22 protein-coding genes are annotated in these 16,185 nt (G+C 40.5%); 16 read left to right on the top strand and 6 right to left on the bottom strand.

The features are described from left to right. The first annotated feature begins 141 nt into the window (after nucleotides 1–141). From C161_RS27145 to C161_RS27215, 15 genes are all read left to right on the top strand, one after another. The gene (locus C161_RS27145) at nucleotides 142–699 is read left to right on the top strand and encodes a phage tail domain-containing protein (protein WP_036674072.1); all 558 of its coding nucleotides are present in this window, start codon (nucleotides 142–144) and stop codon (nucleotides 697–699) included. A 4-nt stretch (nucleotides 700–703) separates the two neighbouring features. Continuing rightward, complete coding sequence (locus C161_RS27150) at nucleotides 704–1,144, top strand: phage tail fiber protein (RefSeq protein ID WP_036674074.1); 441 nt, start codon at nucleotides 704–706, stop codon at nucleotides 1,142–1,144. 13 nt (nucleotides 1,145–1,157) lie between these two features. Beyond that, the gene (locus tag C161_RS31755) at nucleotides 1,158–2,330 is read left to right on the top strand and encodes a phage tail protein (protein ID WP_051449979.1); all 1,173 of its coding nucleotides are present in this window, start codon (nucleotides 1,158–1,160) and stop codon (nucleotides 2,328–2,330) included. A gap of 9 nt (nucleotides 2,331–2,339) precedes the next feature. Beyond that, entirely contained in the window at nucleotides 2,340–2,780 is a 441-nt protein-coding gene (locus tag C161_RS27160) for a hypothetical protein (protein ID WP_156946176.1), read from the top strand. A 50-nt stretch (nucleotides 2,781–2,830) separates the two neighbouring features. Further along, nucleotides 2,831–2,962: a hypothetical protein gene (locus C161_RS33375; protein ID WP_268745236.1), complete on the top strand. Its 132-nt coding sequence runs from the start codon at nucleotides 2,831–2,833 to the stop codon at nucleotides 2,960–2,962. Between the two features lie 55 nt (nucleotides 2,963–3,017). Beyond that, entirely contained in the window at nucleotides 3,018–3,539 is a 522-nt protein-coding gene (locus C161_RS27170; protein WP_036674080.1) for a phage distal tail protein, read from the top strand. Nucleotides 3,540–3,551: 12 nt separating this feature from the next. Then, nucleotides 3,552–5,747 carry a phage tail spike protein gene (locus C161_RS27175; protein WP_036674082.1) on the top strand — a complete coding sequence of 732 codons (2,196 nt, stop codon included), beginning with the start codon at nucleotides 3,552–3,554 and terminating at the stop codon, nucleotides 5,745–5,747. Between the two features lie 42 nt (nucleotides 5,748–5,789). After that, nucleotides 5,790–6,365, top strand: a complete 576-nt coding sequence (locus tag C161_RS27180; RefSeq protein WP_036674084.1) for a stalk domain-containing protein — start codon at nucleotides 5,790–5,792, stop codon at nucleotides 6,363–6,365. A gap of 164 nt (nucleotides 6,366–6,529) precedes the next feature. Continuing rightward, nucleotides 6,530–6,724: a hypothetical protein gene (locus tag C161_RS27185; RefSeq protein ID WP_235193960.1), complete on the top strand. Its 195-nt coding sequence runs from the start codon at nucleotides 6,530–6,532 to the stop codon at nucleotides 6,722–6,724. Nucleotides 6,725–6,764: 40 nt separating this feature from the next. Further along, complete coding sequence (locus C161_RS27190; RefSeq protein ID WP_036674089.1) at nucleotides 6,765–7,055, top strand: hypothetical protein; 291 nt, start codon at nucleotides 6,765–6,767, stop codon at nucleotides 7,053–7,055. Nucleotides 7,056–7,058: 3 nt separating this feature from the next. Then, on the top strand, nucleotides 7,059–7,328 hold the full coding sequence (locus tag C161_RS27195) for a phage holin family protein (protein WP_036674090.1): 270 nt from the start codon (nucleotides 7,059–7,061) through the stop codon (nucleotides 7,326–7,328). Between the two features lie 17 nt (nucleotides 7,329–7,345). Next, the gene (locus C161_RS27200) at nucleotides 7,346–8,188 is read left to right on the top strand and encodes a peptidoglycan recognition protein family protein (protein WP_235193954.1); all 843 of its coding nucleotides are present in this window, start codon (nucleotides 7,346–7,348) and stop codon (nucleotides 8,186–8,188) included. A gap of 163 nt (nucleotides 8,189–8,351) precedes the next feature. Continuing rightward, nucleotides 8,352–8,570, top strand: coding sequence for a hypothetical protein (locus tag C161_RS27205; protein WP_036674095.1), 219 nt, complete (start codon nucleotides 8,352–8,354; stop codon nucleotides 8,568–8,570). Between the two features lie 46 nt (nucleotides 8,571–8,616). After that, nucleotides 8,617–9,771 carry an AAA family ATPase gene (locus tag C161_RS27210; RefSeq protein ID WP_036674097.1) on the top strand — a complete coding sequence of 385 codons (1,155 nt, stop codon included), beginning with the start codon at nucleotides 8,617–8,619 and terminating at the stop codon, nucleotides 9,769–9,771. Between the two features lie 2 nt (nucleotides 9,772–9,773). Next, complete coding sequence (locus C161_RS27215) at nucleotides 9,774–10,532, top strand: HNH endonuclease (RefSeq protein WP_036674100.1); 759 nt, start codon at nucleotides 9,774–9,776, stop codon at nucleotides 10,530–10,532. 79 nt (nucleotides 10,533–10,611) lie between these two features. Here C161_RS27215 and C161_RS27220 read toward each other — a convergent pair whose 3' ends face one another. From C161_RS27220 to C161_RS27240, 5 genes are all read right to left on the bottom strand, one after another. Beyond that, a complete protein-coding gene (locus C161_RS27220) occupies nucleotides 10,612–11,142 on the bottom strand; it encodes a hypothetical protein (RefSeq protein ID WP_036674101.1) in 531 nt (176 codons plus the stop codon). Between the two features lie 102 nt (nucleotides 11,143–11,244). After that, entirely contained in the window at nucleotides 11,245–11,799 is a 555-nt protein-coding gene (locus C161_RS27225) for a hypothetical protein (protein ID WP_036674104.1), read from the bottom strand. A gap of 18 nt (nucleotides 11,800–11,817) precedes the next feature. Beyond that, complete coding sequence (locus tag C161_RS31760; protein WP_051449980.1) at nucleotides 11,818–12,525, bottom strand: hypothetical protein; 708 nt, start codon at nucleotides 12,523–12,525, stop codon at nucleotides 11,818–11,820. A gap of 321 nt (nucleotides 12,526–12,846) precedes the next feature. After that, nucleotides 12,847–13,176, bottom strand: a complete 330-nt coding sequence (locus C161_RS27235; RefSeq protein ID WP_036674107.1) for a hypothetical protein — start codon at nucleotides 13,174–13,176, stop codon at nucleotides 12,847–12,849. A 130-nt stretch (nucleotides 13,177–13,306) separates the two neighbouring features. Then, nucleotides 13,307–13,978 (bottom strand): SOS response-associated peptidase, encoded by a 672-nt coding sequence (locus tag C161_RS27240; protein ID WP_036674108.1) that lies wholly within the window; start codon nucleotides 13,976–13,978, stop codon nucleotides 13,307–13,309. Between the two features lie 206 nt (nucleotides 13,979–14,184). Here C161_RS27240 and C161_RS27245 point away from each other — a divergent pair, with 206 nt between their 5' ends. Next, nucleotides 14,185–15,219, top strand: a complete 1,035-nt coding sequence (locus tag C161_RS27245; protein ID WP_036674110.1) for a fibronectin type III domain-containing protein — start codon at nucleotides 14,185–14,187, stop codon at nucleotides 15,217–15,219. 53 nt (nucleotides 15,220–15,272) lie between these two features. Here the strand turns inward: C161_RS27245 and C161_RS27250 are convergent, their stop codons facing one another. After that, a complete protein-coding gene (locus C161_RS27250; RefSeq protein ID WP_036674112.1) occupies nucleotides 15,273–16,130 on the bottom strand; it encodes an ATP-dependent DNA ligase in 858 nt (285 codons plus the stop codon). Nucleotides 16,131–16,185 lie beyond the last annotated feature (55 nt).

A 16,185-nucleotide genomic window follows, 5' to 3' on the forward strand; every position in this document is an offset into this window, starting at 1 on the left:
AGTAAATCCGGAGAGAACCAGCAATCAATTCGTAATTAAATCAGGAGATACTTATATCGCGGACGAATCGGCTGCGAAGGTCTTCTGGAGTGAGCGCGATAATTTGATGCGGAGGATGCAGGCTAGAGGAGGTAAGGGATAATGATCAATGCTACTGCTGACGGAAAGTCCTTCCGTGATATCGGACTTGGCCTGAAGAAGCACAACATCCCGGTGTTGCCACCGACGAGGGACTACAGTCTTGAGATTGCAGGACGGGATGGAGAGATCGATTTTGGTAGCACATATGGCCCAAGAGTAATTAATCTGGAGTGTATCGTTATGGCAGACGATGCTACTCTTGACTATCACAGAAGAGTCGCCCAAGTGGCGGCTCTTTTTAATATCAAAAAAGGGGACATTGTACTCACGTTTGAGGATCTTCCGGGTAGAAGATATATCGGAAGGTATGCTGGGACGATGGATATTGAAAAGATTATTTTTGATGGGGAACTGACAATCCCGATCAAGATGGGAGAACATCCTTTTCCAGAAAGCGATGAAAACATGCTAGAAGAAAACATTCTTCATTCTCCAGAAACAGTAAAAGTAATGTCATTAGGTGATGAACGTGCTAGCCCCGTAATCGTTCTCACTAACACAGGCTCCAATACGATACAAAGCTTCAGGATTCAAAATGAATATTTATTAGAGGGGTGAACCGATGAATATTAGCAAGTATTTAGCGACCAAACAATTGAATGTATCAGCAAGAGGGGAAAAATTCGCATTCCCAGATAGGTTATATATCGCTCTTTATAATTCCGATCCAACCTGGAATGATACGGGACAAGAGGTGTCCGGTGGAGGTTACGTCAGGCAAGTTCTGACCTTTGCCGAACCGGCTCAAATTACAGTTCAAGAGTTTCACCCGATCACAGGTGTATTGATGAATAACATACAAAAGATGTCCATCAAATCTGCGGCCGATGTAGCTTTTGATGTGGCGACAGCTAATTGGGGGCCGGTTACACATTTCGGACTGCGCGATGCAGCTACAGGTGGGAACCTTTATTATTTCGGGACGCTAGAAACACCACGGAGCATTTTGAACAATGACATTTTTAAATTTTTAACTGGGCAAGTGGAGATCCGGTTGAACTAAGGAGGTATAAACGATGATTGAAACAATGTATCCGGCATCGGTCAACAGCAGACAGACGGAGCTGGCGGCAGCCATTGACGATACTCAAACCAGTTTCGCGGTACTGGATGGTTCGATATTACCTCCTGCGCCGAACCTCCTGACGCTGGGTACCGATGAATCAGCCGAAACGGTACTTTATACCGGAATATCTGAAAACGAGGTTACAGGCGTAACGAGAGGGTTTGAGAGCGCGCCGAAATCATGGGCAGCAGGAACCAAGTTAGCCCGATACTTTACGGCTTACGATCACGACACATTCAGGGACAACATAGCAGATTTGGACGAACGACTGAACAACATCCCTGCACCACAGGATGCATCTTTAATAGATAAGGGTATCGTACAACTGTCGAATGCAATTGATGGCATCTCTGAAACATTAGCATCGACAGAGAAAGCGGTTAATGATGCGAGAGTCGCTTCGGTTTCAGCGGCTTCTACAGATGCCACCACTAAAGCAAATGCTGCTCAGGGCAATGCGAAGACATATACTGACGGGCTTGTGGGCACTCTGGCGAACCTTCAGACAACAGCTAAAGGGAATGCAGTCGCTGCAATCAACGAGCTTTTTACCTCTGTCAGTGATGGGAAAACACGCATCGCAGCCGCTATCACTGGCAAGGGAGTAGCAGCATCAGGCAGCGATACATTTCCGCAGTTAGCTACAAAGATTGGGCAGATACAGACATCCAGTTATTACAGACAAACATTAAATTTCGGGATAAACTGGGCACCGAAACTTGGCGATGCAAATCTCAGTGATTTTTTGATAGCTAATATCTCACCGGGAGCTACAGGGATCGATTTTTATGCTTCTAATTACCAAGGATCTTATGCGACCAAAGTTAATAGCATGTACAAATTATCTTTTGGGATTCTTGATTCCAATGGTGAGTATCTAACACTTTTTGAACCTTCAATTGGGTACGATTATTACAGATCATGGCGTGTGGATTTTGTAAACAAACAGATCGTATATCATTGGGACACAACTTCAACGAATAGTCAAAATGGACCATATGGTTTTACGAAAAATCTAGATACAACTAGAAGAATGAGTTTTGTAGCAAGAGGTTCTAGGTCAGGTACCACCGCAGATTCAGCTATGCAGATCTATTTCAGAGGAATATTAACATCGGGATAAGGAGGGTGAATGATGCCAACTTATGTAGGCGCAAAAGTTTATTATGATGTTCTGAATGGGGCAGTGCTTCAGTATATCCCGCAGCAATTGGGTGGAGATGGGATGACGATTCTAACAAGAGAAGATGATTTTAGGGCTTATAAAACTTTATTAGATCGTGTGCCTGAGTCAGTCGGATTACTCCAATTTGATTATGGGGATTATGAATCTGATTTTGATGCAGGCGGTGTAATTACAAATATCAATCTGGGGATAATGGAACCGTATTTTGAATATCCAGATCCAACCGATCCAGAGACACCACAAGAGCCACGTCCGGCACTCAGTAAACAGGTGGAAACACTCATGCAGGACAACACACTATTGAAAGCGCAGAGCAAGGCGCTTGCAGAACGAGCTGCGTTCACTGATGATGTTATCGCTGAAATAGCGATAGAGGTATATAGATGATCCAGAGTGTATTATTCTGGCTCCTTCTTCGCCTGGAAGGAGGTGATACCATGGTAGCTATGTTCTTTGCACAACGTATTATTTTCGGCACAACAGAGTACAAGACAGTGCCTACTTCTCTTCGTGCACAAGTAGACGCTATTCTGACCGAAAGTGGAGTTGAATTTCTGATTGAGAAGTAACCAGCACGCCCCATAACGGAGCGTGTTTTATTTTGTCCAAAAAGGGGTGAGGGCCATGTTTAACCGAGGGGCTTTTAACGGGCTGGCCTTTAACCGCCAAATATCCGTATTCGTCTTTGGCCGGGCAGTTGCTGACATATCAGGGTCTGCTGTAGCTGCTGCAACGATGGAAATGACGGGTTCGGCGGTTATGGATGTCAATGTGGGAGCGGAAGGAGATTTTGTCCGTGAAATTTCATTCGCGGCCGTTATGGATGTAGCTGCTGGCACAAAGGCGGATTTTGTTCGGGAAATTACCAAGCGGGCTGTAATGGATGTTGGTTTTGGGGCAGTCGCCAAGGGAAGTAGGTACCATGTGGAGTTTTTGGAGTTCACAGGACCATTTAAACCAGGTGACCAAGTTATCATTGATGCCAATACGTGTAAGATCACGCAAAATGGAGTGAATGCTTCGCACTTGCTCGAAGGTGATTTCTTTGACTTGAATCTTGGAGAAAACAATCTCACATGGACAGATCCTGAAACAGGCAGAAACGTACTGATCCGTGTTACACATAGAGACAAATTCCTGTATTAATTGAGGTGTGATATGCCTAACCCAACTATGAAAGTATTCGACAAGAACATCCGGCGTGTAGGTACGTTGGTTGATAGTTCAGATATACAACGAAGAAGAAGAATTAACAGCGATTACGAGGTAACATTTATGGTACCAATGACCTCAGATGATTACCGCGAAAAAATAGCAATCAAAGGCCATGTTCAAGACGAACGTGGCCAATTTTATGTCATACAATCCAGGAGCAGGTCCCGTGAAGGTCGTAAACTCATGGCTTCAATCTATTGTAACCACATTATGTTCAAACTGAATGACTTCAAGTTTCCTTATACCTCATATATTGACGAAGCTTATGGAGTACATCTCAATGAACTGACGGAGTTAATTACAAAAGCTACAGGCGGGAGATTTACATTTGTTATTCACAATACGTTTGATCTACATGACGTTAAGGATTTCGGACGGGGAACTTGTCTTGAAGCCCTGAATAAGATCGTCGATATGTATGAATGCGAGGTTGAACCTGACAATTTCGTGATTAACCTCAAGAAGAGAATCGGATCTGACCATGGCTTGCAGTATAGACTCAAGAAAAACATCGTATCCAGTTCCTTCAAAGACAAAGGGGAGTCCCTTGTTACCCGGATGTATGCTCAAATGAAGGATGGCCGGACATTCATCGGCATGGATGCGTCCTTGCTAACGGATCTAGAGCGAAGTTTGCTTTCTAGCATACCAGGAACAATTGTGAATGGTAACCTGGCGGTTAACTATCTCATATCACCATTTGCTCAATATTGGGCAAGCGATTCGGTTCCGTTTTACGATGGAGAAATTATTGAGCAAGATATCGAAGAAGCAGAGGATCTGCTGAAGGCTACACGCAAGGCGCTACTTGAGCAGGAGGTTGTTTCTCTGGAGGCAACCATATCCACGGCAGACTTGTTCAAAATCGATCACACTGAACCTAAACCTCATTTAGGTGATGATGTCATGTGTATCGATCCAGATATGGGCATGAACCGCCTGAAAGCCCGAATCACAGAACTCACAGAGTATCCATACAGTTTGGACAAGCATGCTGAACCGACGATCTCCAATATCAATTTAAGAGATTACGATGATATTATCAGTGACTTGGAACGAAATAAGAACATCACCAACAACCTGTTTTCAAACGGGAAGATCCGGACGGATGTTTTTGAATCATTTGCTAAACAAGCTGTCATTGATATCAATAACAGCAAAACCGAACTGATCTATCCACCAGAAGGCGGGATACTGGCTCAAGAGAAAACCAACCCCTTAGAACAAGTCAGATTGACTTCTAAAGGTATTGGGATATCTACAGACGGTTGGCAGTCTATACGTGCTGCTATAACAGCGCGAGGTGTTGTAGCCGAGCAAGTAATAGGACAACTCGGTAACTTTGTCTCCATGTTAATCGGTAATGGTGAGGATATTGTACAGATTAATACAAACGGCATTGCAGCAGGAGCATCGTCATTTAATAGCGCACCTTTCCGTTTAAATATGAAGGGCGATTTGATTGCAAATAGCTTAACTGCGAATTACGCAAACATTGAGTACTCTAACTTTAAAAACGGAGCCATAGTTGGTTCCTCAATAAACGTAGGCAATGGAATGTTTACCGTGACTTCCGGAGGCATTATGTCTGCTGTAGGAGCAAACTTCTCAGGATCTATTACCGCATCTACAGTAACAGGTACAAATATCAATGGTGGTACAATTACCGGGGCATTAATCCGTACAGCAGCGACTGGTAGACGAATAGAGCAAGACTCCCAAGGTTTCCGTTCATATGATGCTGCTAATCGAAATCGTATTCAAATAGCTACAACAGATGATGCTTCCGCAGCAGCAATTATTTGGAGAGATGCAAACGGGACATCTGTAGGGGAAATTAACTCGTATCAGAATAGTGGAGTCCTTACTATGTACGGTAATAGCATAATCATTGGTTCGAACAACACTTCTAACCCTATACGGATGCAAGGGGCAGTCACCTTTGGAGGTGCCGTAAATGGTCTGGATATATCCGATGTAACAGGATTGCAGGCCGAATTGACTACTTTGAGGAATAGAATTTTGAATTTGGAATCAGCGTTTTATTCCCACTCACACTCTGTTACTTTGCCTACGCACAACCATGGACTTGCTAATGCCGCAAATTGGGGCGGAACCTTCACAACTTCAACTCCTTAATGTATCATAATAGGAAAATAGAACCAATACGGAGGTAGAGTCATGAAGAAGTTTGCACATAAAGTTGCTTATATTGCTGGTGGTATCATTATCGGCGTGGTTTTTTCGACATCAGCAGGAGCGTTTGCAGATACTGTAAAGAGTATGGTTGGAAAAAAGGTAACCGGGGAATATACGATCGTTGTAGATGGAAAGAAACTGTCAGACAAGGGTGCAGTTATTGACTCTCGAGCGAATGTTCCAGCACGGTCCTTGTCTGACGCATTAGGAGCTGACGTAAAAGTGAGTGGAAAAACGATAACAATTACATCTGGCGCGGAATCTAAGACCGCAACCGAAACGACTAATAGCACAAATGTCCCGAACGGAAATAATTCTTTTGAAGGCAAATCGAAAGCTTACTTGGAATCAATGAAGAAAGGATATACTTCTGAGATTCTGCCGCCTTTAGTGGCCGGATTGGAAAAGGTGACCAAAGAATACGAGGGTATCAAAGCAGTGGGCGATGAGGAATCTACCAGACTTGCAAAACAAAAAGTAGATGAGTACCAAAAATTAGTGGATGATGCACAAGCCGAATTAAAGCTGATCGAGGAAGAATTACTTACTGCTAAATAGAATAAGTCTCTGAGGGTCCGTTATTGACGGACTCTTTTTTTTGTTTGACTATAAATCCGTAGCCACTCCGTAACAAAGATAAAAGATAATAAATCCATGAAGCCCTATTCCTTAATTGGAAGGGGCTTATTTTCGTATAGAGAGGAGGAAAGGTCTTGGCAAAGATGACACATACACTCCAAGTTGAAATGGATTTGAATAAACCGGTAGAAGAATTGACTCAGGTAATCTCTGCGGTTCTTAGCTCACATCCACTTAATCAAAAAGAGATTCTGACAGCTTTAGATTTGGAGATCGGTAATGCACTAGCAGCAATTGAGATTCAAGAACAAAAAGAAAGTACGGAGACAATTGAATAGGGCAGGAAACATTTCCTGAACAGAGAGACGGGGGAGCGGGATGGAATGGACTGTATTGATCAGTGTAGCCGCAGCAATAAGCGGACTTATCTTAGGGTGGTCGGGACGTACTAGATCTTTTAGGCAAGACATCATTCAAGAAGCGGGAGCTGATGCCTTACAACGTGCAGACGTGGATTACATCAAACGCGGCGTGGATGATATCCGATTGGAACAGAGGGCACAAGCTCAGCGTGTAGATGTACTGTCGGAGCGGGTGACTCGGGTCGAAGAGTCGGCCAAGCAAGCTCATAAGCGGATTGACCGAAAAGAAGATATTGGAGGCGTATAGAATATGGACTGGAGCACAGTATTTTCACTTATTGATCCTAAGTTATTTATTGTATTGGCTGCATGCTGGGTACTTGGTGTTGGCATAAAACGTATCCCGAAGATTCCGGACTGGACCATTGTTTTCATCGTGACTGCATTCGCTATTGTTATTACAAGTTGGACGCTTGGCTGGTCTCCTGAATCGCTTATCCAGGGAATATTGGTTGGAGCATTTGCGGTGTTCGGTAACCAGGTGATTAAGCAAGCGAAGAAAGGAACTGAACAGTCATGATCTCAAAGGGGAATTTCTTGCTACTAGAGCCATCCGAATTTAAAGGGTGGCTCGACAAACAGAAGATAACAAGAAGCATAGACAAGCTCCAGGTCCATCATACTGCTGCACCCAACTACACTACTCGTCAGGTGGTCAATGGATTAGCGAAACAGGATGTATGGAAATGTCTTGAGGGAATGAGGGCTTTCCATTTATCTCAGGGATGGTCCGGTACAGGGCAGAACATAACTGTACTTGAGGATGGACGTATCGCTATCAGTTTAGATCGGGATCTCAATAAAACACCTGCTGGAATCAAGGGAGTGAACACAGGCGCTTTGTGTATAGAGATTATCGGAAACTTTGATCATGGTGGAGACACGATGACAGCAATTCAGAAACAAACTGTAGTCCACCTATACGCTTGTCTCGCACTCAAACTAAACGTACCTATTGATACATCCCATATTGTGTATCACGCCTGGTATACGGATTCTGGTGCATGGTTAGGTGATTATGAGAAAGGTAAGTCTAGCAAGACATGTCCAGGAACCAAATTCTTCGGTGACGGGAATACACGATCTGCTGCTGAGAGAGGATTCATTCCAGCTATCAAAGCTGAACTCAAGCGTATTAAGGAAGGGGATGGAGATCCAATGACATCAGAAGAAAAGAAACAAATAGAGGAACTAAAGGCTACAGTTGAATCTCAGGCCAAGTGGATCGCGGCTCAGAAGGCTAAGGAGAACATGGAATGTCCTAAATGGGCAGAGTCAGCTTATGAATATTACAAAGATTCCATGTCTGACAAAACGGGGAGTTATGACCTCTGGCGTCATTTAGTCATTTCATATAGGAAAGAGAAGACCAAAGTTTAAGGGTTTAAAGCATCTTAGCTTATTTAGCAATAAAAATAGAAAAGTCACCGACACCTTTTGGAAATCTGTGTTTTTATACTGAAATGTAACATATGACGATTCTGGGAAAGAGTCGTCATATCTTTATGTTCTCATTAGTACATATTAACTGGAGGTGATTAACATGAATGAATTTGAAAAATTTCTAGTTCCTTATGGGGTGCCTAATATAATTATTGTAAACAAGTTGAACAATGAGGAAAGTGTATTATATGCAGTGGATTCAAAGGGAGAAAATGCTCTTATAGGTAGTGTACAAATGAAAAACACTAAGGATTGGTTCAAAGATTGTGAACTTGTAACTAAAAAAATGTTACTTGAGAAATTTAGGCTTCGTATGTGATGGATTTGTTGTGATATAATTTTAATTGAAAGGGGATGACAGATTTATGAAGGTTGAATCAATTAAGATTAAGAATATTAACGGAATCAAAGACTTGAGTATAGATATGAACAGCCACATAAATATCATTTGCGGCATGAATGGAGTAGGTAAAAGCACTATACTTGAAGTTATAGCGCAGGCATTTAGTTTTGCTACAAGTACAAAGCTGAAGCGCAATGTAAGAGCTGACAAAGGATCTGCATGGGTGAAAGTTGATGGTAAACAAGGTTTTTTTGATACACTAGCCTTTCTGCCCAATGATAACCAAAGAGAAAAGTTGGATGTTGTAGGTGAAGCTTTAAAAGTAATATACATAAAAGAACACAGAGTACTTGAGCATCAGTCCCTAAGTGGAATCACACCAGATGAGGTAAGAGACGAACCAAATCACAAACATTACATGATTAACGGAGTTAATCCTCAAACTATAAAAACTTGGTTGGCCAACAGGATTCTCTTCGAGCCACAAGGAAGGTTTAGTGAGGCGGAGATTTTCAATCTTAGCATGGCGAAGCAAACCTTCTCAATTCTTGACAAATCTGTAGAGTTCTCGTTTATAGATCACACTACGCTTGATATTATGGTTAAAACATCAAGAGGAGAAATTTTTTTTGAATACCTTTCGTCAGGATACAAGTCTCTGTTCTTTATATTGCTTGGCATAATAAAAGAGATTGAGTTCAATTTCAACCCTAAAGTAAAAGTCACTGAATTTAATGGTATTATATTAATAGACGAGGCAGATGCACACATCCATCCGTATTGGCAAGCAACACTAATTGAATCTTTAAGGACTATCTTTTCAAGTGCTCAGATAATTGTCACTACTCACAGTCCTCATATGATACAAGCAGCAGAAAACGAGGAATTAATTCCTCTTGGTCTAGATGAAAACAATGAAGTTATTAGGCTTGAAACAATAAACTCAGAGTATGGTTTTAAAGGTTGGACTGTAGAAGAAATATTGGAAGATGTAATGGGCCTTAAAGAAACAAGATCTAATGAATATATCAATATCAGAAAAGATTTTGAGAATGCATTAGAAGATGAAAATCATGAAAATGCGGTTAAATCATTTGAAATTTTAACCAAAATGCTTCATCCAAGAAGTCCGATGAGGAAAATACTCGAAATTCAATTAGGATCTTTGGGTGATTAGGGATGATAAAAATAATAAGAACATCGCCACCACATCAATTTGACTCAGAAAAAGTTAAGCGGTTAACTCAAGAGTATATAAATACCAAAAGAAATGTGTGGAATCTTGAATACATTAAAAGTGCTCTATTAGATATGTCTAATAGTAAGTGCATTTTTTGTGAATGCAAGCTAGGCGAAGAGAGTAAATATATTGAGGTTGAACATTTCCACCCGAAGTCTCTGTATCCAGAAGAGGTTCTTTCGTGGACAAATTTACTACCGATTTGTAAAAGATGCAACGGTTTAAAAAGAGATCATGATACTAAGATAAATCCAATTATTAATCCTACTGTTGATGAGCCTAAGGATCACCTGTTTATAAAGGACTATCGATACAGAGGATTAAATGATATAGGAAAAAGGACAATAAAAGTCCTTCAACTTAATGATTCTGATCGTCTTGTGTTACCAAGGTTTAAGATTGGAGACGCTATAGCAGCTGCAATAGAGTCTTTAGTTAAAGTTAAAGATAAAATAAATATGGATACGAAAATAGAAGATGAAAATGAGTTGATAGGTAAACTTAGAAACCTGCTTTTTTCCTGCCAGCCTGATTCTGAATATAGTACTATCTGTTCATATGCTTTGTTAACAGATGACAATTACTTTGAAGTCAAAGACTATCTTGTACATCAAGGACTTTGGGATTTGGAATTAGAAAGGTTGGAAACGATAAGTTTACAACATTCACTTATTAGAGACAAAATCAATTTAGCTTAGCGTGTTAAAAATGTTTCTCTTGTCAGGTAGATGATTTAAAAAACAAAGGAGACAGATACTTATCTGTCTCCTTTGTTTTTTAAAATATATTTAGTGAGTCTAATATGTCGGTGAAACTTTCGTCTATATAATTAAGTCCACTGTAAACCTGATTCCTGAAAACGTCATCTTTCAGTTTGTCTTTACCGTTGTAGTGATCAATAATTTGTTGTATGAGCTGGATTTTGTACGTGTTCAGCTCTTTGAGTTGAGCATTTGTAACTTTTTTAAGCTCCTTAATGTTCAGAGAGCATTCTTTTTTCGCTACTGAAAGTATATTCTTGTCTGAATCTTTTTGTACTTTTGCTTTTGCGATCACTTCTTTCGAAGCCTTAACTTTCACCATTGCTTTATATTTGTTTATAGAAGCTTTATAGTTTTCTGACGCTATCTTTACATTGGTGCATGCCGCAGGTGTAAGTTTTTTAAGAGCTGCTTTGACTTCTCTCACTCGTGAATTGTAGTCTTCGAAATAGGACTTTTCCACGTCTGCTTTAGACATATTAAAAGCGAATGCTTGTACCGGTAGTGCTAATATAAGTAGTATTACTAGTGTTATAGCTTTTTTCATAACTTGAACTCCAATTCATAGATTAGTATTTTGTTTAAAAGAGACGACTCATAATAATATTGTTACTCTAGTGGTAATCTAACTAAACGACAATAGCCCAGTCTAGCGAGGTAATTCACCTGAACCTACATATTTATCCTTCTTGCTATTCCATTTGTAGTGTGCAACAGCGATCTCCCATCCACCTTCTGGGTAGTGGCTCTTCCACAGTTGCATTATTTCTCCGGTTTTCGAAATATTTATCCCAACATCACCCATAACAGACAACTTCTTTTTAAGAGTACCATTCTGATACTTGTAAACGAGCAGTTCAGTATTTGATGGTAAATAGTCCAGAGTAACAGCTACATGCTTTTCTTTAGTCGAAATATTGAGGATATGAATTGTTGGTTCTTCATCGCTATAGTAATTTGTATCTATGAGTACGATAACACCTTTAGAGTTAATGAGATAAAAGTTGCCTGAGTCAGTGATCAACAAGTGTTCTTTCTTATTGTCTCCGTTTAAGTCTACTGATTTACTGACTGTTACACGCTCCCTAGGGAATTTCTTCTCTAACAATGTCTTTGGATTTACTGTAGCAGCATCAACGTAAGATGGATTAAAAATGAATCCAACCATTGCAATGGAACAGAGAAGAGCTAGTATTCTTTTCATGATGATCTCCTTTAAAATTTATTTCTCTTTTGCGTCACTAGCACTGAACATTATTCCAATAGCATCAGATCCAGTTATTCTATAACGAATTCCATTTAGTTCTGATGATTCATTAATTGTTGTCCAATCCACACCTTCATTAAGAATACCCAGGTCATCAAGAACATTACCAACAGCTTTTGATGGTAAGTCTGGATTGGTTGCGAGTATTACCAAACCGATAGTTAAAACAAGATCTGTTCCAGATGAAAGAGTGCCATTACCTTGGCCTATCATCATTACATCACGTAATGATCCGTCTGCTTTGTTTACTGAGCCGGCTATACCTATGTAATCTGTGGTCATATACTGGAATACATCTTGAGCTGGTCCAGTTTCGATGTTTAATTTCTTGCCAATTTTCAGTTTGGAGTTATTAAGCTCATCTGCGCGTTTATTGAAAGATTTACGAAATTCTTCCGGAGTCATTCCCAGAGTTCCTGGTATTTCTAAATTCTTATCCTCTTGCTTCTTTACATTCTCTTTTGCTACCTTAACTTCCTCGGACTTAGTAGCAGATTTTTCAGCAACAACAGTTTCTGACTTGGTTTCAGCCGGAGCGGAAACTTCGGTTGCTGCAACTGCCTCTTTCTCAGTTTTCTCCTCATCTTTGTTGCCGAAGATACCTCCCACTATAATCACAACAATAAGCCAAAACCACCATTTTTTCTGAATAGGCTTTTTCAATCTTCTTCCTCCTGATATAGTAATAATTAACAACAAAACATAGTCTATCAGACCTAGGTATAATTTTCTATAAAAATGTATGGATGTGGGAGAATGAATACATATCGAGTACTACAAACAGATATGGATTACCTCGCGGCAGCCTTAACACGGTTCGGGTATCCGTCTGGCATGTTTTAGACAATCGAGAGCACATCATTGACTATGGCGGTCCGGTGGAGTCTTATACCGCAATATCCATTAAGATCATGGGGAAGAGATACTTTCGTAATACGTTTGAGTTTAGGGTACAAAAATAGGAGCCATATAGTGGCTCCTTTGTTACCAATCTCTTAAAAACTCCATGAAACCCAATATAAGTAATAGACCACCAGCCACAGAAACAACTCCTGATATAAAGCTGCCTATTATAGAGTTGGCGACTACATTTATTTGTCCAAAATTATCTCCACAATAAGGACATATAACGGCAGTTTTAGATACCGAATTTCCGCAAGATCTGCAAGGTTCCATACTTGATAATTTACCTCTAATGGCAGCCCTTATATTTCGGAACGTAGCAAGAAACAAACCAGCAGCTAAACCGAAAAACAAAAGAATAAAGCTTGAAAACATAATTATTCCAATAATAAAAGCTATTTTCTCTTCCATATATTCCTCCAACTATGTAATCAATCCAGAATAGTCTATCAGACCTAAGTGGTTATTTCCATATAATTCTGAGTTGTAAACGACAAAAAAGAGTGACGACCCACAGTGTCATCACTCTTTAATTCTATTCCTAATTTACTTCCTTTAAAAGCTCATCAGAGTTATTTCTCACATTTCCAACTTCTTTAGGAACCTTATAAGCTCTCATCTCAGAAGCCTTGTATGGATTTAGCAATCTGAGTAAGGACTGAACATCATCATTATCTCTTCCTAGCCATTCAGCCTCATCCTGAGATCGCAAGATGACCGGCATACGATTATGAATATCCTCCATAAGACTATTTGGTTCCGTTGTAATAATGGTGCATGTACTCAACTTGTTTCCGTCCGGATCTGTCCAGGTGTCGTATAGGCCAGCAAGTGAGAATAAGCGGTCATCTTTCATCAGGATGCGCATAGGTTGCTTTACTGATCCATCTTTTCGCCACTCATAGAACCCGTTCGTCGGTATGATGCACCGCTTGGAACTGATCAAACGTTTAAAAGCTGGCTTTTCAGCGATCGTCTCAGCTCGTGCATTAATCATCTTGTTACCAATCTTGTCATCCTTGGCCCATGAAGGAACGAGGCCCCAGCGGAGCGAACCCAATCGATTTCCATCCTTGCTGCCGATGATCGTCGGAATGAACTGCATAGGTGCTGCATTGTAATTAGGTTTGTATTCAAATCCATCAGCTATAAATGCATAGTACCTGTCCAATATTGCGTCTATGGGATCAGTTATTGTAAATCTTCCGCACATGATAATGCCTCCTTTGAGACTCTATACTATGTAATTTTACTCAAATTTTTGAGAATAGAAACGGGTAATTTGTGGAGATGATCATCCAATATAAAATAAAAATGCAATAAATTAGATGATATTTATAGATCAGCAAGTTTATGTTTAGACGTTAATCCTTTAGGTCGTTATAGTTAGTTCTATAATAAAGAATAAGGAGATTAACGATGAAAAAAAATTGTTTGGCATTTTTGACTGTTCTGCTTATAATTCTGTTGTTTTCTCAATCAACAACAGGAGCGGCATCTCCATTAAGTAATAAGGTAGATGGAATGCTTGGATTTTCTCCACCCAATGGAACTGAAGTAAAGGCAAGTAGCGAGTATTCAACATACATTGCGAAAAATGTGATTGATGGTAAGCTGAAAAACGAATGGAATGCAGGTACATATAGAGGTACCATTGAACTAAAATTTCCCGAAGCAATTGAATTTAACTTTGTTCATATTAGCACTGCAGCAGAACCGATAAGGTCCGTTACATATCAAATCTATGGATTAAAAGATGGCACCTGGACTGCTATCAGCGCTAAAGAAACCCAAGCACTTTCAGAAAGATTTAATACACCTCCACCGGTTAAAGTTACGCAAGGAGTATATGAGGGCATAAAGATTGAGGGGGACGGTGGTTCTTCTTGGTTGGCAATCGATGAAATTACATTAGGCAGTTTTGAATATATCAAACTAAATGGTTCTATCACAGGAACTACTGCTACCTTAAATTGGAATACAATTAACGATGCTACAGGATATAAACTTCAATATGGCACTGAGTCAGGAAAATACACAGATTCGATTACAGTAGAAGGGAAAGATAGCTCAACTTATAAAGTGCCAAATTTGGAATTCGGTAAAACTTACTACTTCCAAATCGTAGCTATTTTCCATGGAGTAGAAACAGTTATTTCGAATGAAGTAGCATTAACTATAAATAATGATAACACCGAGACACCAACACCGGAACAGCCTGCAGGTGATCGTGCAATCCTTGTCGTGACTATGACTACCGGTCTTGAGAAAGAGTTTGACTTGAGCATGAAAGAAGTAAATAGTTTCATTGATTGGTATGAAACAAAACAAGCAGGAAGCGGAAAAGCATCATACGCGATTGATAAGCATGACAATAACAAAGGTCCGTTCAAGAGCCGTAAAGACTACATCCTGTTTGATCGAGTCCTGACGTTTGAAGTAAGCGAATACTAAGCAGTCAATACAAAAGGCTCCGCAACTCAATGCGGAGCCTTTTTTGCATTATCTCAGACAATAAATCGATCAAACACAGGGATACGCAGCAAGCCTGATTTGGTCCAGTTGCGCATTTTAACTCTGGCCTGAATTCGAGGTTCAAGGTAAACGTTGTTCTTGTCTTCACCTGTTATCAGCTGCTGGCAAACTCCACGGAATGCTTGCTTATGTTTTGTACTGGGGCCATGCTCAATAATTCCCACTGGGCGCATTCTGCCAGTTGTATCTGGCACAGCTACAAACCATCCAAACTCAGTTTTCTTGTATCCTGTGATAAACACATCAGCATAGGACCAGTTAATAACCTTCAGCCAATCCTTTGACCGTCTGCTGACATACTGGCTATCTTTGCGCTTGCCAACTATACCTTCCATACCCATAGTCTCTATCTGAGCGTACAAATCTTCTCCAGCGCCTTCTATGTGCGGTACGATGCCAAAGGAGGGAGAGGGCAGAGTAATGCTATGTTGAATAGCTTTACGCTCCATGAGAGGTAGTTTACGCAAGTCCTGACCTTTGTACTGCAGGATATCAAATATGGCAAACGTGGCCGGAAGCATCCGAGTGAGTTGTTGTATCTTACTATCCTGTTTTGTACTGAAGCGGCTCATGACTGCTTCGAAATCGTTCAATCCAGTTGTCGGATCGGCGCATGCTACTTCGCCATCCAAAATGATGTCGGAGCCAAACGGCAACTGTAATTCCGGGTACTGACGAGTACAATCGTTGTTGTGACGTGTATATAATCGGATATCTCCTGACTTTTGTGAATATATCAACCGGTGTCCATCGACCTTCGGTTCGAAAATGTAATCTGAATGCGAGAAGGGACCCGGTGCTGTCTCAAGTAACATTGGACTAATAAACATAAAAACACCTCAATCTAATTATAGCGGTTTGCCATAAAGGATAGAGGCGGTAAGT

This window comes from Paenibacillus sp. FSL R5-192, from assembly GCF_000517845.1.
In the GTDB taxonomy this organism is placed as follows: domain Bacteria; phylum Bacillota; class Bacilli; order Paenibacillales; family Paenibacillaceae; genus Paenibacillus; species Paenibacillus amylolyticus.